The sequence below is a fragment of the Paenarthrobacter sp. NPDC090520 genome, assembly GCF_044769205.1.
In the GTDB taxonomy this organism is placed as follows: domain Bacteria; phylum Actinomycetota; class Actinomycetes; order Actinomycetales; family Micrococcaceae; genus Arthrobacter.
Genome location: NZ_JBIVXM010000004.1, coordinates 220,680 through 239,560, shown reverse-complemented (window position 1 = coordinate 239,560; position 18,881 = coordinate 220,680). Strand labels below are relative to the sequence as shown.

Annotated in this window: 12 protein-coding genes; 8 read left to right on the top strand and 4 right to left on the bottom strand. The window is 60.5% G+C overall.

Translation table 11 applies throughout. The features are described from left to right. The first annotated feature begins 5 nt into the window (after positions 1 to 5). The 7 genes from ACIQTZ_RS07485 to ACIQTZ_RS07455 all read left to right on the top strand — a co-directional run bounded on the left by ACIQTZ_RS07485 (position 6) and on the right by ACIQTZ_RS07455 (position 11,170). Entirely contained in the window at positions 6 to 2,432 is a 2,427-nt protein-coding gene (locus ACIQTZ_RS07485; RefSeq protein WP_402979009.1) for a S8 family serine peptidase, read from the top strand. A gap of 695 nt (positions 2,433 to 3,127) precedes the next feature. Next, positions 3,128 to 4,483 (top strand): hypothetical protein, encoded by a 1,356-nt coding sequence (locus ACIQTZ_RS07480; RefSeq protein WP_402979006.1) that lies wholly within the window; start codon positions 3,128 to 3,130, stop codon positions 4,481 to 4,483. 176 nt (positions 4,484 to 4,659) lie between these two features. Beyond that, positions 4,660 to 5,544 (top strand): MBL fold metallo-hydrolase, encoded by an 885-nt coding sequence (locus tag ACIQTZ_RS07475; protein WP_402979004.1) that lies wholly within the window; start codon positions 4,660 to 4,662, stop codon positions 5,542 to 5,544. A gap of 116 nt (positions 5,545 to 5,660) precedes the next feature. Then, on the top strand, positions 5,661 to 6,818 hold the full coding sequence (locus ACIQTZ_RS07470; RefSeq protein ID WP_402979001.1) for a hypothetical protein: 1,158 nt from the start codon (positions 5,661 to 5,663) through the stop codon (positions 6,816 to 6,818). A gap of 1,784 nt (positions 6,819 to 8,602) precedes the next feature. After that, positions 8,603 to 8,875 carry a hypothetical protein gene (locus ACIQTZ_RS07465; protein WP_402978998.1) on the top strand — a complete coding sequence of 91 codons (273 nt, stop codon included), beginning with the start codon at positions 8,603 to 8,605 and terminating at the stop codon, positions 8,873 to 8,875. 91 nt (positions 8,876 to 8,966) lie between these two features. Beyond that, positions 8,967 to 10,184, top strand: coding sequence for an MFS transporter (locus tag ACIQTZ_RS07460; protein ID WP_402978995.1), 1,218 nt, complete (start codon positions 8,967 to 8,969; stop codon positions 10,182 to 10,184). Between the two features lie 59 nt (positions 10,185 to 10,243). Further along, the gene (locus ACIQTZ_RS07455) at positions 10,244 to 11,170 is read left to right on the top strand and encodes a hypothetical protein (RefSeq protein WP_402978992.1); all 927 of its coding nucleotides are present in this window, start codon (positions 10,244 to 10,246) and stop codon (positions 11,168 to 11,170) included. Between the two features lie 71 nt (positions 11,171 to 11,241). Here ACIQTZ_RS07455 and ACIQTZ_RS07450 read toward each other — a convergent pair whose 3' ends face one another. Then, positions 11,242 to 11,502: a hypothetical protein gene (locus ACIQTZ_RS07450; protein ID WP_402978990.1), complete on the bottom strand. Its 261-nt coding sequence runs from the start codon at positions 11,500 to 11,502 to the stop codon at positions 11,242 to 11,244. A gap of 344 nt (positions 11,503 to 11,846) precedes the next feature. On the opposite strand from ACIQTZ_RS07450, the gene ACIQTZ_RS07445 reads away from it, so the two are divergent. Beyond that, positions 11,847 to 13,172, top strand: coding sequence for a D-glucuronyl C5-epimerase family protein (locus ACIQTZ_RS07445; protein ID WP_402978987.1), 1,326 nt, complete (start codon positions 11,847 to 11,849; stop codon positions 13,170 to 13,172). A gap of 536 nt (positions 13,173 to 13,708) precedes the next feature. Here the strand turns inward: ACIQTZ_RS07445 and ACIQTZ_RS07440 are convergent. The 3 genes from ACIQTZ_RS07440 to ACIQTZ_RS07430 all read right to left on the bottom strand — a co-directional run bounded on the left by ACIQTZ_RS07440 (position 13,709) and on the right by ACIQTZ_RS07430 (position 18,872). Further along, complete coding sequence (locus ACIQTZ_RS07440) at positions 13,709 to 15,775, bottom strand: heparinase II/III family protein (protein WP_402978984.1); 2,067 nt, start codon at positions 15,773 to 15,775, stop codon at positions 13,709 to 13,711. A 657-nt stretch (positions 15,776 to 16,432) separates the two neighbouring features. After that, positions 16,433 to 17,326 (bottom strand): hypothetical protein, encoded by an 894-nt coding sequence (locus tag ACIQTZ_RS07435; protein WP_402978981.1) that lies wholly within the window; start codon positions 17,324 to 17,326, stop codon positions 16,433 to 16,435. 229 nt (positions 17,327 to 17,555) lie between these two features. Further along, complete coding sequence (locus ACIQTZ_RS07430; protein WP_402978978.1) at positions 17,556 to 18,872, bottom strand: acyltransferase; 1,317 nt, start codon at positions 18,870 to 18,872, stop codon at positions 17,556 to 17,558. Positions 18,873 to 18,881 lie beyond the last annotated feature (9 nt).

The window sequence follows — 18,881 nt, the reverse complement described above, 5'->3', positions numbered from 1 at the left end:
GAATCATGGTCAAAAAGTACGCTCAGCAATCGTTGCGGTTCGTTGGCATCGCCACAGCCGCTGTCCTCATCGGTGGTGGGTTTGCCGCCCAGCCAGCCCTGGCCGATGACCGGAACATACTTCCCAGCGCGCCCCAAGCTCTGCGGTCGACGCCCGAATCCAGCACTGACCAGTTCATTGTTGGTATTAAGGACAACTCGGTCCAGGCGGCACGCGCGGCAGTCGAGGAGGCAGCGGACAACGCCGCCTCAAAATTGGGAGTATCTGCACAAACCGTCCGCGACGTTGCCACTGGCGGGCACGTGGTCAAGCTCGACGAGGCGCTTTCTGCGGCGGATGCCGAGAAGTTCGCTCAATCGTTGCGCCTGGACACGAACGTCGCCTACGCCGAGCCTGACGCGGTGATGCACATCGCCTCGACGCCCAATGACACCTTGTTCAATGACCAGTGGGACTTGTGGGAGAGCCAAGGTGGCATGCGTATGCCTTTCGCCTGGGACTACACACACGGTGAGGGCGTGGTAGTGGCAGTTGTGGACACCGGTATTACCCGCCACCCTGACCTGGACGCCAACGTGCTTCCAGGGTACGACATGATCTATACGGCGGTAGACGGCCGCGATGGCGACGGCCGGGATCCCGATCCGACTGACATGGGGGACTGGGCACCTGCCGGTGAATGCGCCGTGGGAAGTCCGGCTGAAAATTCCTCTTGGCACGGCACCCACGTGGCCGGCACCATCGCCGCGGTCGGTAACAACGGCCGCGGCGTCAGCGGTGTGGCTCCTGGAGCGAAGATCCTCCCCGTCCGGGCAATGACCTTCTGTGGTGGCTACACGTCCGACATTGCCGATTCCATCATCTGGGCTGCCGGTGGCGTGGTGAGCGGTGTGCCGGTCAATCCCAACCCGGCCAAGGTCATCAACCTGAGCCTTGGCGGAGTCAAAGCCTGCTCCGCCACGTACCAGAACGCCATCAATTTCGCCCACAACGCTGGCGCTGCGGTGGTGGTGGCCGCTGGAAACTCCAACCAACCGGCAGCTGATGTCAGTCCAGCGAACTGCCAGAACGTCATCACGGTTGCTGCCAGCACCCGTGCAGGTGCCCGCGCCTACTACTCCAACTACGGCAGCACCGTGGATGTCACTGCCCCAGGCGGCGACATGAGAACTGATCCGACTAACGGTGTCCTGTCCACCTTCAACACGGGAACCACCGCTCCGGCTGACCCCGCGTATGCGTGGGCGCAGGGAACATCCATGGCCGCTCCGCACGTTTCTGGGTTGGCGGCCCTGTTGTTCGCCGCTGAAGGAAGTTCACTGAGCCCCGATACTTTGGAGCAGCAACTGAAGGACACCTCCAGGCAGCTTCCGGGAGGGTGCGCGGCAGGATGCGGTGCCGGACTGGTCGATGCCACGGCAGCACTGATCGCCTATGGAGGCAACATGCCGGTGGCACCGTCCCCGGTGGTCTTCCGTGATTTTGATGGGACCTCAAAGGACACGTTCCAGGTGCCGGCTGTGAAGGGTGTTGAGTACTTGGTTGGCGGCGTTGTAGTTGACGCCGGAACATACCCGGCTACCGGAACGGTGACGGTTACGGCCCGGGCCGCCAAGGACTACGTCTTGGCTGCGGGGGCAACTACCAAGTGGAGCTACACGTTCAAGTCCACCCGGATCAAGATCACGGACTTCAATGGGGACGGCAAGTCGGACGTCTTGGCGCGTGACACCAACGGTGCTCTCTGGCTCTATCCGGGTAATGGTTCAGGCGGTTGGCTTCCCGCCAAACAGGTCGGTTCCGGCTGGAACGTGATGACAGCCATCGAATCCGTAGGCGATTTCAATGGGGACGGCAAAGCCGACGTCATTGCCCGTGATAGCAAGGGCGTGCTCTGGTTGTACCCGGGTAACGGGACAGGTGGCTGGCTTGCGGCCAAACAGATCGGTTCGGGCTGGACTGTCATGACCGCGATCGAGACTCCGGGTGATTTCAATGGGGACGGCAAAGCCGACGTCATAGCCCGTGACGGGAACGGCGTCTTGTGGCTGTACCCAGGTAACGGAACCGGTGGTTGGCTCGCGGCCAAGCAAATCGGGTCCGGCTGGAACGTCATGACGGCCATTGACGGTACTGGTGACTTCGACGGTGACGGAAAAGCCGATGTTTTGGCACGGAACTCGTCCGGAGGGCTGATGCTGTATCCGGGCAACGGACAAGGCGGCTGGCTGGCAGCGAAGCAGATCGGTTGGGGCTGGGGCGGCATGACTGCGATCGAAGGTCCGGGTGACTTTGACGGTGATGGTCCAGTGGACATCCTTGCCCGCAATGGGGCCGGAGGCCTGGTTTTGTACCCAGGCAACGGTTCGGGAGGTTTCCTTCCCGCCCGGCAGGTTGGTTCGGGCTGGAACGTCATGAGCATCATCCTGTAACTGAGTTCACAGGGCCTGGTTAGCAAGTCCCGCTAATCACGCTCTGTCCGTATACATCAACCAAGAGGCCACGATCGGGAGATCGTGGCCTTTTCGTTTGATCTACGTCACTCTTCTGGATTTTTGCGCCACGATCCTTCACCTTTACAGACGATTTCCTTGGTCAAGCTGCCCACATTGGCAGGCCCCTTGCAATGGCCCAGTCATTGCAGAGGCCCAGTGGGTCTTGCCCGTTTGAGGTACCAACGCATCGACTGAAGGAAATCATGTTTAGAAGAATCGCCGCAGCTTTTGCTGCGACAACCATGCTTGCCGCGGGGGTGTTCGCAGCGCAACTGGGCATGCCAATTACCGCAAACGCGTCAGCCCCGCCAGCGGCTGCATCATCATTTGACGCCAAACCCTGCACCGGGCAAACGGACTATGAACCAAATCCTGACACCACGGTAACTGGGACAAACCTGGACGCCTACAACCAGGGATTGGTCGTGGAGTTGTACAACATCCACGGAGAGCCTCCTGGTGACAGCATCTCTACACTGCCGCCCCTATGTGGCGTGCGCTATGCATCCGAGGCCGAGGGTGGCCCGGTCGGCGGAGGTCCCGTAAGCGCTTGGATGTTCTGCACTGATTACGTTCTGCACTCTTGCTTCGACGGACGCGCCCTGGACGTGCATCCCGAAAAGAACGCGAACATGACCGACACTCAGCGTCGGGTCTTCGCTTACATCGTCCAGAACGGGTACCAGTTCAACGACGGATCCATCAACCAGTTCGTCACGGCGGACGGCGACGTTGATGACCGCTTCAGTCTGCAGCAGTTGGCATGGTGCGTCAAAGACTACAACGACCTGGGGGCTCGCGTTCAGAAAGCGTGTGACAACGGTGGGTTGAGCCCGGACAAGATCGACCAGACATTCGCGTTCCTCACGCAGCCGTACGTTCCGGCACTGACTATCACCCCCGCAGCTCAGACGATGACGGCTGGCCAGCAGGCGCAGGTCACGCTATCCACGAATGTGGCGCAGACGCCCATTGAGCTGACAACCAACGGAGCCATTGAGCTCTGCGCTGGCGAGTCTGATGCGAATCTCAGTGGCAATATGCTCACCGTCAACACCCCGTCGTCGCCCGGCAGCACGGTTGATGTGGACCTTTGTACGACGAGCACAGTGTCTGGAACCGTCGACATTTCCGCGTCAGTTATTCCGGCGACGGAAGACAGTCTGAACTGGTACCACAATGGAGACTCGGACTGCCAGGTATTCGCCGTATTTGCGCGCGTTGACGCACAAACCATCAGTGCGTCCGCCGAAATTACCTATGACGTGCCCCCTACGCCGAGCCCGTCGGAGACGCCTACGCCGTCGGAAACTCCGTCGGAGACCCCGTCCCCGTCGGAGACCCCGTCGCCGTCGGAGACCCCGTCGCCGTCGGAGACCCCGTCGCCGTCGGAGACCCCGTCGCCGTCGGAGACCCCGTCCCCGTCGGAGACCCCGACCCCGTCTGAGACGCCTACGCCGTCGGCAACTCCGTCGGAGACCCCGTCGCCGTCGGAGACGCCGAGCCCGTCGGAGACCCCGTCCCCGTCGGAGACCCCGTCCCCGTCGGAGACCCCGTCCCCGTCGGCGACCCCGTCCCCGTCGGCGACCCCGTCCCCGTCGGAGACGCCTACGCCGTCCCCTTGCGAGACGCCGAGCCCGTCGGAAACGGCATCGCCGAGCCCGTCGGCGACTGCGTCTCCCGGCGAGACGCCTGAACCGTGCGAGACGCCTTCGCCGAGCAACCCGGTGATTGCTCCTCCCACTACGGGTACGCCGACTACGGACGCCCCGGTCACTGGTTCCCCCGTAACTCGCGGTCCAGAAATGGAGACTCCAGCCACCAGTGCTCCGGCAACCGATGCACCCACGACAGATGCTCCGGGTGGCGACCTCGCCTCCACGGGCTCGCACCTGACTCCGTACATCGCAGCCGCAGCAGCGCTCCTGGTCTTCGGCATCATTTTGATGATGATCACCCGCAGGAGAGCGGCCTCCCGGCAACACTAATCACCTGTCAGTCGATTAGTTCTGCCTGAACGTGTGGCCCGGAAGCAACAGCTTCCGGGCCACACGTTCCCTCGGACAAGGCCATCGCCACGGTACTCGTTCCGCTACCTCCCAGCTTCCCGTGGGTAGAATCGAGGCCTGAACATCGCCGGATTGCACTGGATACGGAGAACTCATTGTCAGCATGGCTAGAACTTGGTCCGGACCACTACGTCCTTGAAACCGAGGGTTCCTTACTCAACACCGGACTTGTAGTGGGCACTGAGCTCGCCATGGTTATCGACACTGGGTGCGGTCCGCGCCAAGGCCGCGAGATCCTCGCTGCCGTCCGCGAGAAAACCCAGCTTCCGCTGGTGGTGGTGAACACCCACGCGCACTACGACCACTTCTTCGGAAACGCTGTTTTCGCGGACGACGGCGTCACGGAGTTTTGGGCGCACGCCAACTGCGCCGAAACCATCGAGAAGGACGGTGACCTGCAGCGTCGCTTCGTCACCACCAACGAGCCGGAGATGGCAGCGGGGGAGGGCGACGCCGTCGAAATCGTTGTCCCTAATGCGATCGTGCGCGATCAGCCGGTTCTCGTAGACCTGGGCGGCGTCACTGCTACCTTGTTCTACTTGGGCCGTGCGCATACGGACGGTGACCTCCTGGTGGGTACCAACTCCACGCTGTTCGTTGGTGACTTGGTTGAACAGGGAGCACATCCTTCCTTCGAATACTCGTACCCCGAGGAGTGGGCAGACGTTCTCCGCCACATCTCGGCTCTGCGCCACCGGTACGAGCACCTTGTTCCCGGCCACGGCAAACCTGCCAGCGACGAATTCGTCAAGACCATGGCGAACACCATGACCACGGCCGTCCGGCAAGCCACGCAGTCTATTCGCGATATGCCGGCGGATGCCACGAAGGCCATCCCCGTACTGCCCTACGGGCCGGAGCAATCGCGCTGGTTCATCAAGCGGCTGCAGGAGACGCAGGCGCAGCAGGGCAAGACTGCGGGCGCGTCCTTGGGCGTGCCGGACTTTGGACCCGAGAAGACCGGCTTCTACCCCTCATAAAACAAAGGGTCCTTATAGAAAGTTCATCTCGACCCCTCCAAACCATGGACTATTGCGTTAGCCCAGTCCTAGGATGAAAGCGACCATCGGTTTGCGACTACCTGGGGGGTGTCGAGATGAAGGCCATACGCGTGTTTCCGCGCGGTACTCGGATTCTCCGCTCCGTCATGATCGCAGGGGCCGGCACCGCAGTTTGGATGGCTCTCTCGGCGGCCGCCGCCACCGCAGATTCCGGCAACCAGGACAACCACTCGTTGCTTGGTGGAATAACAAGTTCTGTTGCTTCCACCAGCGGTTCGTTGACCGCCCAGACCAATTCGACGCTGGGTGCTACAACCGAGGCTGATAAGGAAACCCGAGCCACCGTTACGAAAGTCGTGGCGCCGAAGGCTCCCGCCGCCACTGTTCAGATTCCGTTGCCGGCGATTCCGCTTCCTGCGCCAATCAAAGCGATCGTGCCCGCATCGACCGTCACGGTGGATGTTCCGGCGGTTACACCGGTTATCCAGCAAGTTGCAGCTTCCACTGACAAGGTTGTATCCACAGTCCCGGTTGTTGCTGAAGTTGCTCCAAGCGGCACCGTGGGCGGAGTCGTGGACGCAATCGCGACGCCGGTTGCTGAAACTGTGGACCACAAAGTCGAGACGGTAATCCCTCCGGTGAACGAAGCTATTAAGCCCGTCGCCTTGGAACCCGTCACCAACATCACCAAGCCGATCGTGCAGCCCATCGTCGATATCGTTGACCCCATCCTTCCTCCGGTGAACGGAACGGTGCCTCCCGTAGCGGGGCCCGGCACGGGAGTGCCCTCGCTCCCAGGCGGAGAAGCTCCGGTAGTCCTCGCGGAACCGGACGCCGGCACCTTGCCGCCATCCGCCGTCGTGAGCTCGCCGGAAGCCGCCACTCCTGCAGCGTCGGCAGAGAAGGCAGAGGAGTCCTGGCTGGCTGCGGAGGTTAGTTCCGAGTTCCGGCCTTCCGGGCCTCTGCAACTGAACGCGGCCCAACTAAGCCGTACCGTGGGCACCGTTGCGGGTACCACCACCAGCACGGATGACGAGACGCCCCTCGAACTTCCGGGTGACCCTGAGGGCGCCCCGTTGAATTCGAACGGAAGCGGCTCCGGAAGCTCACAGAACGGTCCGCCGAGCCCCGCGGCTGCCTACTTGGGTGGCGAAGTAGTCATTCCTTCAGGCTCTATCTCTGGCCTCGCATCGGTCAGCACTGAACAACATCCAAAGCCGGTGTCATTCGATCCCGGCTCATCTCCTGATTAATTTCCCACCATCGCCGCAACACCATCTGCGGCAGACGGTCATTGGACGCTCCGTACCCCGGACGTCACTAGGAATAAGACCTTCAGGAGAAGATCATCATGAATTCGACAGTACGCAAGTGCCTTCTCGGCACATGCTTTGCCGGTGGGCTGCTTGCCCTCGGCGCGACGGCGGCCAACGCCGCAGACACCACCAGCGGTAAGGACGGACTGTTGTCCGGGACGCAAGTGGTGGCACCAGTAACAGCACCAGTCACCCTCGACTCCACATCGCTGGGCGTCTTGGGAGACTCTGCCGCAAGTTCAACGGCGCCCGCGGCCACCCCGGCCGCAGCTCGGCCGACTACCTCCGGTACCAGCGGCTCGAACGCCGTCGGGTCCGGAACGCAAGTAGTCGCACCGGTTTCGGCGCCGCTAAACCTGGGCTCGTCCTCAGTGGGTCTGCTGGGGGGCTCCACTGCGACGGGCCCAGCCAATTCTGCCGCACCGGCTGCAGCTTCATCGGCAGCTCCTGCGGCAAGTACGAGTGGGTCGGAAGGAATCGCGTCCGGTACCCAAGTGGTTGCACCGGTGACAGTCCCCGTGACTGTCGGTTCCACATCGGCGGGTCTGTTGGGGGACTCATCGGCGTCATCCGCGCCAGCTGCAACTACGACTGCGCCGGCCCAACAGCCCGCGCAGGCAACAACGTCGGGGGGAGACAGTATCGCATCCGGCGCTCAGGTAGCGGCTCCGATTTCGGTCCCTGTTAACATCGGAGCCGCTGCCGCGGGAGTTGGGGGAGACTCGACCTCTACTTCGACGGCTCCCGCTGCCACCGGTTCGGGTTCTGGGGCTGCGGCTGCTGGTACTTCGGGTTCGGATGGTGTTGCGTCTGGAACCCAGGTTGTTGCTCCGATTACGGCTCCTGTGAATGTGGGTGCTGTTTCGGGTGGTGTGCTTGGTGATTCTGCGGCGACGACCGGTGGGTCTTCCGCTGGTGGTCCCGTTGTTGGTTCACCGGCTGGTGCCAGCACGAGTGGTTCGGATGGTGTTGCGTCTGGAACCCAGGTTGTTGCTCCGATTACGGCTCCTGTGAATGTGGGTGCTGTTTCGGGCGGTGTGCTCGGTGATTCAGCGGCGACGACCGGATCTACGGCGGGCACTGTTCCTGGCGGTTCGGGTGCTGGGGCTCCGGCTGCTGGTACTTCCGGTTCGGATGGTGTTGCGTCCGGTACCCAGGTTGTCGCTCCGATTTCGGCGCCCGTCAATGTGGGTGCTGTTTCGGGTGGTGTGCTTGGTGATTCTGCGGCGACGACTGGCGGGTCTTCCGCTGGTGGTCCCGTTGCTGGTTCGCCAGCAGGAGCCAGCACGAATGGTTCTGATGGTGTGGCTTCCGGGACGCAGGTTGTCGCTCTGATTACGGCTCCGGTGAATGTGGGTGCCGTTTCGGGCGGTGTGCTTGGTGATTCCGTAGCTATGACTCCTGGTACTTCGACAGGATCAGGCACTATAGGCACAGCCGCCGGGGGAGCGACTTCCGGTGACGGTGGGCTTCTCTCCGGAACTCAATTGATCCTTCCTATTACAGCTCCGGTCACGATCGGTTCGACTTCCGTCGCCATCGGTGGAGGTTCTGTAGGCACGGTTACCCCTCCGGTTGTGAACCCGCCTGTGGTGACTCCTCCGGTTGTGAACCCGCCTGTGGTGACTCCTCCGGTTGTGAACCCGCCTGTGGTGACTCCTCCGGTTGTAAACCCTCCCGCAGTAAACCCTCCTATGACCGGTGGACCAAGCACTGGCGGAGTGGATACTGGCGTTAGCGGTCCAAGCACTGGAATCGGCAGCACCGGAGTCACTGCCGGTCTCAGCGCTAACCAGTCCGGCGGCGTCGAAGTTGCCATGAGCGGCACCCAAGGCGCAATGGCAGCGGGAGCTGCTGCCACTGTCGGTAGCTCAGCAGCCCTGGCAAGTACGGGACTGAATCAGAGCTTCCTGCTCTGGGCAGTCGGACTGGTCCTCTTGGGCCTTGTCCTTGCGGCCAGCAGCCGACGCAAGGCAGCTGCTACCCGCCGCTAAAGCGGGGTGCAACCCGTAGTTGTTGCGGTTCCGGTCTCCGGAACCGCAACAACGCCCGGGAGACCGCTTGGGCAGTCCTAGGATGAAAGGGATGACAAGCACCCAAGCAGACCAAAACTTCAGCCTCCGCAGCATTGCACTTCCCGCCTTCGGGCCGGCATTGCTGTTTTGTATCGGTGAAGGAGCGGTCCTGCCGGTCATAGCGCTCTCGGCGCGCGACCTGGGAGCTTCTGTAGCTGTCTCCGCTTTGATCGTCACGTTGATGGGTGTGGGATCGTGGCTCTTCAACATTCCAGCCTCGATCATCACCATCAAGTTTGGTGAGCGCTGGGCGATCGTCGGAGCTGGCACGGCCGGTGCCCTGGCTCTCGGAGCCGCAGCATTCGCACCGCAATGGGAACATGGCATTTGGCTGCTGGCGGCGGCGATGACTGTGGTCGGCATGAGCTCGAGCGTTTTCAACCTTGCCCGGCAGAAGTACCTCACTGAGGCCGTGCCCGTAATTTATAGGGCCCGAGCGCTTTCGACGCTCGGCGGTGTGACCAGAATAGGCATCTTCATTGGCCCATTCATTGGCGCTGGCGTCATGCAGTTCGCCGGGATCAGCGGTGCTTACTGGGTGGGTTTCGTGGGGATGATGGCAGCTGCAGCCCTGTCGCTCACTATCCCGGACCTGATAGCGCCGAACACAGCCGACGGCGGTGCGGCCCCCGCTGCTTCCACGCTGCGACAGGTGGCGGCCTCCCACGCAGGTGTGTTCTTGTCGGTTGGCTTCGGCATCCTTCTGCTGAGCGCGTTGCGGGCATCCCGCCAAGTGGTTATCCCGCTGTGGGCGGACCACCTGGGTATGGACGCCACCCACGCCTCGCTGATCTATGGCTTGTCCGGAGCGATTGACATGCTGGTGTTCTACCCGGCGGGCAAGCTGATGGATCGGAAAGGCCGGCAATGGGTGGCCGTTCCCTCCACGTTGATCATGGGCATCGCCTTGGTGTTGATTCCGTTCACCGGCGGCTTCGTGTCATTGCTGTTGGCAGCGCTGTTGATCGGCTTTGGCAATGGCATCAGCTCCGGCCTGATCATGACGTTGGGTGCGGATTTCTCACCTGACAACGGAAGGAGCCACTTCCTGGGAATTTGGCGGTTCATTGCAGATTCCGGGGCCACCGGAGGACCGGTACTGCTTTCAGGATTGACTGCGGCGATTTCGTTGGCAGCCGGTGTTTGCGCGACAGGTGTGCTTGGCTTCGCCGCCGCGTTAGTGTTCGCCATCGCCATTCCGAGACTGAAGCATCGGCGGAACTACTAATTCAGAGTCTGATAGGGCCATATTCTGGACTGCACCCCTGGCCCCGCTAGACTACCGGGGTGTCGGAATCCAATGCACCAGAAACCCCTGCGCCATCCTCGTACTCAAACCTCGGTGAGTTCCTCGCGGCAGAGGAGCTTCCCTCCGGCCTGATCGAGATTGCACATCAAGGGTTGCCCATCGAGGTTTTGAACCTCCCCTCGGACTCTGACACAACGTTTGTTTGCTTCCACGGGGCTGCCGAGAAGGAAGTGCAGCTGCCCTGGTTCTTGGGGCAAGGAGTAACTGCTGGGCTACCCGTCAATCGTATTTTCGTCTCTGACCCGAGCCTTCGGAAGTCGAAGGACTTCAACTTGGCGTGGTACGCGGGGTCGAAAGAGCAGCCCGACCTGCAGGAGACCCTGGCAGACATCGTCCGCCGGATTGTCAGGGCAACAGGTGGCTACAACGTGGTGTTCTTTGGCAGCTCCGCTGGCGGTTACGCCAGTTTGGCACTGGCCAGGTTCTTCCCAACATCGCTGGCGCTCGCGGTCAACCCGCAGACATCCATTTCGCGGTTCTATCCAGGGGCGGTGGAACGCTACATGACACATGCGTGGGAGATGCCCGGGCACCAGATGGGCGAACTTCCCGGCACAGTGGCTCACGACCTGGTGCCTGTTTACTCGGCGGGCTTCGACCACACAGTTGCCCTGATCCAGAATGCCAAAGACTGGTTCCACATCCAGAACCATCAGCTTCCCTTTGTGGATGTTGCAGGTGACTCGGACAATCTCTACATGTTGATGGACCGGTGGGGGCCGGACACTGGCGACGGACACATCCCGCCTCCCAAGGAACTGTTGCGGGCATGCTTTGAATTCTTGGCAACGTGCCACGGCGATTGGAGCAAGGGATTGGCGGCCGCGGGATTCCAAGCGGGAACGACACGACGTCATGTTAAGCGGCGCGTTCTGGATACGGCACCCTCGAAGCAATCCGGCTGACTCGCAAAACACGTCAAAGCCCCCGCCATAAGGCGGGGGCTTTGTTGATCTCAGTAAGATCGTGGACTAGGTCAGTTCGCGGTCTTGGCCTGCTCAGGGCAAAACCCATTCGCCCGAATGGCTTCCACGACGCCAGCGGCCTCTGCGTCCACAATCGGGTCGTCGGCCCGGTTGAAGTATTTGACCACCGTAGCCACCAGAGCCTTGTCGCTTCCTCCTTGGAGGATTGCCGCGCAGACGTAACGGGAGTTGGCCGTGATTTCTTCCTGGGTGAGCTTAGGGGTCACTGGCGAAATCCGCTTCATGAGGTCCGCGCTTTGCTCGGCAGTCACTTTGGGAACGGTTGGCTTGGATTCCGTCGCTGTGGGCTCCGGTGCTGACTGTACGGGTGCAGCGCAACCCGCAAGTGTGAGGGCGATCAGTGATACTGCAAGGACACGTCTCATAACGCGGGGTGGGTCTCCTGTGTGGTCAGCGGAAGTCGGAGCAAATGCCCCGCATTCGAGACTACCCCAGGGCGTGAAAGAGGGCCTTGTTCCGGAGTCTGCCGCTCAGCGTGCAAGGGGAAGTTGTCCCTTGCAAGTAACCAGGCAGGACGATTGTTGCGAGCATCGAGAGTCCACAGCGCGCCTGGGGTAGCGTAGGCCCGGGGGTAAATTCAATGAATGGGGACGGCATGAATGCCACGGACATCTATGTGACCAACGAGTACGAGGTATCTCTACCTCCGCTAAGTACGGAGCGGAAATCGGTCTGGGACTACTACCGCTTGGAATTTCTGCCGAATGGGTATCCCGGCAGGCGAACTGACGGGACATTGTTCGCCCACCCAATATACGGACCCTACGTCATTGCTGATTATCTTATTCAGTATCGGCGGACAAAAGATCCAGGCTACCTTGATGCCGCCTGCAGAGTTGCTGACGCCGCCTTGGACCATATGGAATCCTTTCACGACGGCTTGGTCTTCATGTACAGCGAAGAAAAAGCAAAGGTTTCGAGCAAGAAGGGCACTTGGTACAGCGGCTTAACCCAGTCGCGCTATATCGATGTCTTTACGAAGCTGCTGACAAAGCCCGGTACCGAGCGATTCCGTGAGCCGTTGTCCGGCATCCTCTCCAGCCTGACAATTCCCGTTGAAAAGGGGGGAGTGGCGCGGACTACCAGCGATGGTGGACTGATCATAGAGGAGTACCCGGCCCTGTTTCCGGATTGCACGCTCAACGGGTGGACCACCGCAACCTGCATTATCAAAGACCTTGCCACTACTAGCGGCGACGAATTTGTGTGGGATATTTTTTCCAGATCTGTCCGCGGTATTGAGAGTTTGATATCGCTCTACGATGTTCCCGAACTGGCGACGTCGCGTTACAAACTCGAAGGTCATGCGATCTTGCGCTTGGTCGCATCGGACGCCAGCGTGGAGATCCGCGATTGCAGGGTCGAAATTCCAGGAACCGGAACGTTCGAGGCAAATGTGGGAGGGGATCCAGCAGGGGAAGTCCTCAAAGACGGATACGTTACTGTCAGCCCCGGACGGGCGGAGGTGCTTAAGGTCTCCTTGAGTCGGTTCTCCTGGCCAACACCGAACAGGGTCTTGCTGAGGGTATTTGCGCCGGAAAACGTACAGCTGACGGTTTCCCTGGGTGACGCGGAGTACAACCCTCTCGCGACTGTCCCCCGTGTCCGCTCATACCAAGTGCTTCGGGAATTTGCCGTGAACGAAGGGGAATCCCTCATCGAGTTGGAGATTCCGTGGACTGCGGCAGAAATGATTTCGCATCCCACGAATTTCGTCAAGAAGATTGCCGGTAGACAGGTTAATCAGTACCACTTCATCCACGTTGATACTTTGGCTAAAATCGTCGCGCAGACAGGCAGCGACGTTCTGCGTTACTACCATGATCGCTGGAAGCTCTACCCTTCCCGCTGGCCCGAGTTGCCGCCTTACCAGGATGACCGGCTCACGCTCGAGCGCTTCGATGTCAATAAGCACAAGTAGCTCCCCGCTGCACAAGCGCTCCGGCCACGCATGCAAAGCTGTCACGGGAAACACCTGCCTCCCCATGAGCATCAACGGGAACATCGGCGGACTCTGGTTGGTTGAGCCTGCCACCGCATATGGTCCACCATGTGTCATAGGACAGATTCAGCGTTGAAGGCGACGCTCGTGCCAAGAGCGTCCAGCGCGCGAATCCGTCGAAGACCCCGTCAAACGGGAAGAGCCAAGCTGCCGAAGCGGGCCCCATACAAATAGGGTATTTGTTCAGCCCAGCGGGTCCGAATGGGGCCCACGGTTGTGCTTCAGTCCAGGCCGCAAGACACCGACGACTGTGGCGTCGCCGCTGGGACGGCGACAGTACGGTGCAGCCTCGTGGAAGTAAGCGATTGCCAGCACAACTCTTGGCAGATCACGTGCGCCGCCAGGAACCATAGTTGGACTCGCGGCAGTCTCAGCAAGTCACCTAGGACACCCGCCGCCGTCGCAATCCCAAGCGGCACGCGTCTGTTCAATGGGGGCCGCCGATTGATTCCCTGTTACTGCGACGGCGGGTCCCCAGCCGCTTTCTCCGCCCAAGCTCGAGGCTGGTGATGCTGGCACGGCACGGCAGCTGTATTGACGCCACATACGACGCAGCATATGCGTCCGGCGATCAGCACACTCTCCATGTCAGGTTCTTCATAGCCAGTGCATTCGCAAAGCCAAAGCATGGACTCGCATGTGGGGCACTGCGATTCGCTGTATTCATGGATGTTCACGGATGGCACCGAGTCCTCGTCAATCGTGATTTCCCAGTGCCAAGTTCCTCGGGCCACGTGGACAAAAATCTTGCCTGTACTTTCGACCCGAGAATCCACGAGGCTGAGGTGTGTTGGGCTGTGGGGTCCGAAAACCGTAACCAAGCGTGGCCGAGTCGACTCAAATGATTCAGCAGTCAACAACGTTCCGGGTGAAAGAGTCCGCCACGCCGTACCTATCCAACCCATGAGTGATTGCTGTGTGGCGGGGAGGTTGGAGAGCGTAGCTGGCAGATCTCCAACCCAGTGCATACCGAATTCCTTACTTCCGGCACTCAGAAGGAATCCGTTCTCGGAGGCTTGCGCGGAGGTTTCTGGCTCCACGTGCCAGCGCTGATCTATGCGGATAGGCGTCTCGGAAACTGCATGATCGGCAATGACCCAGCAGTTGGCGTCAACTAAGTAGAGGACGCGGCGTGTGAGGGTCTTCGAACCATAGCCATGGTCGGCGAATGTGAAATCATGGTACCGGGACGTGGTGTTTTCCCGAACGAGTTCAACCTTGGCCCTATGGTCGTATTCGAGCCCGGTGATAGAAGCAACATTATGGGCATCTCGCGATCCCAAATGCAGTCGTTCGGACGAGTCCTTCTGATAGCTGTGGAATCCGGAGTCAACCAGCCACCGTTGTCCTGCGGCGTATACGTGCACGCTACCGCGATCGGCGTGGGAATGTGACCGGAGGTTCTTTCCGTGGCGGATAAGTGTATGCGATTCCTCTGCCAACGGACGCTCTTCGCCCCAGCCGCTTCTTGACAACACATAGCCCCGGTCGAGGATCAACGTGGTTTCCGCGGGCGCAGTGCCGATGGCCCCCGAGGATGCCAGGAAGTCCAGTGCCTCGGATTGGCCTCGAGCAACGCTTAACCGTCCGCCGTCGCCGATCTGTGGGATCTGCCCGTCCGGCAATGCAATGTGTGCCAAGGCTCTCGCCGCAGCTTCGAGACGTTCTGAGACATCCGCCGGAGGGGTAACGCCTTCCCTCATAGCTCTATCCCATGCCAACTTCCACCAAACCAGATTCAACTGGTGGTAAGGGGCTGAGCCTTCATCGTTGCCGCCCTGAGCGTCGAAGGCCGTAATGAACTGGTCTCTAAGCCTGGAGACTGCCGTCTCCACTCCGGTAACGTCCCGCAGCGTGGCCGCCACAACAAGTAGCCCGATGTGTTGATGTAGGCCGTGGTTCTTTCCAACTATGTGCGCGGGATCCATGAGCCAATCGCGGTGGTACTCAAGGAGCTCGACAAACCATTGGTCCGAAGCCGCTGCGAGTGGCGCTCCCAGGCTGAGCTGAAGAGCACGGTTGCCGTCTGCCATGTCCATCCATGCGAAGTCCGAAACGGCTCGGTCGGCGGGAATATTGGTCTCGCCCCAAGACCTGGCAATGCGCAGCCACTCAGCCCGTGCTTCTTCGTCGCCCGCAAGGGCAGCCCATCTAAGAGGGTTCAGCCAGCGAAGCGTGTGGTGTTGGAAACGCCAGTTCCTGTCGAAAAACGGGTCAGCTTTCCAATTTGTGTAGTCACCCTGCCAAGTGGAGTGCGGGCGTAGTTCGACTTTGCCGTTCAGGAGTTCTAAGACAACTGAATCCAGTTCCTTCGGCTTCGCATACATTGATCCGATCGACTGGCGCTCAGCAACACCCGTGTCAAGTTCAACGACGGAGCGTGCTGGTGGCCTGCTGGTACCGTTCGGCGCGATCGGCTGTTCGAGGCTGTCAGCCTGACACCCGGAAAGGTCAGATGAACCTGCGGTGTGTTCTGAAGTTGTGATGTTAGCGCTTCGCTCAGCGCTCTGAAGTGGCCCCATGCGGAGAGGTTATCCGGACCTCGAACGTTTCAATCAACTTGACTTGTAACGTGACTGTAATTGTCGTATAGGCCGTCCATTTGCAATATTCGCTAACTGGGTACGACAAAAGGAATAGCCTTCATGTATGGCTGCCACTGTGTTGTCAAGAGGCCTTCCGGGCTTGGCATGGGAGGCAGAGATTGCGGATTCCCCGGCAGACGTGCTCAATCGGTGGTCCTATGAGTCGCCAGAATCGGGCTGATATTTGTCATGCCTTTGTAACGGCTTCATAGACAGCCAGTCTGCCGATCGGGTCTGCGCCTGGGAACGAAGACGGTCAGCCCGGGGTTTGAAAGTACGGGCCTTACGTAGAAGTGCGCTGGGCGACGCAAACGCTTTGCGGGCGGGCGAGTCAGGCAGCTTGTAAGGGCCGAAGCCGGGAGGGAGAACTCATGGGCGCCGATGATTCATGCCCGCTGAATGCGACATTGCTCCTGAACACATTTGTTAGGTTCGGGTACGACCCTGCTCGGAGTAGACGGTGAGAACAAGGTGACGGAAGCCGTCGGCAGGCAGATCCGTGGGAGCAGGTCTCCTGAGGTCCGTTTATTACCGATAAAGCAACACTTACTGAAAACTGTGGCGGTCGAATCAGAGGCGGTAAGCGCTCAAATACTAAAGTTGGAAAGGTTCGCAGTCTGTGGGAGGAACAAAGCCGAGGGAACCCAGCGCTTCGTCCCAGGGTAGGGCCGCGACCGCTGTGATGGCCTTTGCAAAAACGTCCTTTGACGGGGGCGTGTGGCCTGGACCCCAATCGCCAGGGAGCAGCGCCAGAGAATTTGCTGGATGGAGCGCTCGAAGGAACGGTTTCATATGACGGGCGATATGAGAGGCGTCGTTGACGTTCTGCATGTAGGCAACACGAGTGGCGAGTGGCTTGCCATAGGTTTGAGTAACATCCTTGACAATGTGGGCTGGGAGCTCGCTGATGCGCTGGCCACTCCCAAAACAGACTTTTACGAATCGCTCAACAGCGGAAGCGTGGTAATTTGCGACGACGGTCTGCGGATTGGCAACCAGTGCCAGCGAGCCGGGGAAGCGGCTGGCGAAGTGGAGAGAGGCATAGCCGCCACCTGATGATCCAAAGAATACAAGTCTCTGTTTGCCCCACGCATTGGTGATGTGTCGGATGGACTCCTCGATTACCGACTGGAGCTCAGGCTGCTGCTGGTTTCCGAGGAACCATCCAAGGTTGAGCGAGCCGGAGAGGGCCAAGCTGGGATCTGAGACAAATATCCGGTTGGCTTTCGCGGCCGCAGACACTCCACCGCCACTCATTACCGGATATGAATGCTTCGGCGAGACGGCGCCATGGAAGAATATGATAGTGGTGTCGAAACCCCGATGCTGCACTCGTAGATCCACCGGCAGGCCGTTGTACCCAATGCTGTGGTAGCCGTCTTCCGGGTTCGCGCCCAGAAAATCGATGAGGTCACCGTGACTGTACTGGGGTATGTCATCTCCCAGGAACTTACGGATTCGAGCGGTCTCGGCGGGGGCGGTAGTCACCGCAGAGCCCTACCATCGGTGCCCGGCTGCTTCGGAATTGGTCCGAGGACTATCATCTGACGCCGACTTGGGATTCGAGCAAGAGCTCAGGGTCAGCATTCCTGCAAATGAAGCCGGCTTTGACGCAAATGCCCTGGCGTCCTAGGGGGAACCATGTAACCTCGCCGGATGTGCAGGACTCGTGTCCACCCGTGCAAGCCGGCCACCCGGCGTCGTGCGTTGACGCTTCCTAGCCGTCAGTTCGATTGCGGTCGGCCGTGCGCCCACTCACCAGCGCAACAGCCACGACCATCAACACCAACCCCCACGACGCATTCCAAACATCCAGCGCACTTCGCATCACAACGAACGGCGGAATGATCGCCAGCACCGTGGCGAGGCCAATGCGCCACATGGCTGGACGGGAAGCCCCCGGTGCCAGTGCCGTGCTGGCGAGTTCAAAGCGGACGAGGGGTGCGGATACTAATAGCACCAGGGCCCAAGCTGCCACATAGAAGCCTGGCCGGCTCAGCCACCATTCGGTGCTCGCAGGTTCGGGGAAGGGAAGCCGCAGTACAAGGGCCAGCCCGAACATCGCGATGATCAACGGCAAATGCCACAAGTAGATGGTCATGGCCCGGCTCCCCACAACAAACATGACCTTCTGGACCCACCCTTGCTGAACCGCACGCTGCAGCCAAGGGTACGCAGCCTTCACCAGCAGAACGTGCGCCAAGCCCACCAGCACCAGCGGGAACATCGGAGGGTTCTGGTTCGTCAGCATGTCTACCGGGTATGGTCCGTCGTTCGTGAGGGCCACCAAAGCGAGGTAACATGCAACCGCCGCCGCAATCAGTTTCCACCGCGAAAACCGATCAAAGAACCCGTCCGCATAGAAGAACCCCAGCTGCTGCAGCAAGCCCCACACGAACACCATGTTCAACAGCCCGATCGGGTTCGAGTCGAAGCCCCACGGGTTGCCTTCCAGCCCGAGTCGCAGGACATCGACGACGACGGCGCCCGTCGCCAATGCGGCGACGGTTCGGTACGGTGCAACCTTGTGGAATCGCGCCATCGTCGGGACCATGGCCTGGCAGATCAGGTACGCGGCAAGGAACCAGAGCTGCACTCCAGCGCCGGCGGCGATAACTTTCAGCAAATCGCCCGGGACGCCCGCCGCCGTCGCGATCCAGAGCGCCAAGGCGAGGAAGGCGTGCAGGGCGACCGTTGGCCGGACCAAACGAAGCACCCGGGCGCGGAGATAGTCGCCCGCGTCCCCTCCCTTGCGCTGCAGGCTGCGCCACGACGTGAGGGATGCGAAACCGCCAACAACGAAGAACAGGGGCATGACCTGCCCAAACCAGGTTCCCTGCGCAAACCAACTCAACGACGTCAGGGGATTCTCCACACCAATGCCGGCAGGGCCTACGCTGATGCCCATCATGAGCAGATGGACTGCAACCACGGCAAACATGCAGGCGACGCGGATGAAGTCCACCACAAGGTCCCGTGAAGCGGGCACCGCTGCCAAGCTGGCTGCGCCGTGGCCGGTCTGGGCTGAAGGCATGGGTCTCTC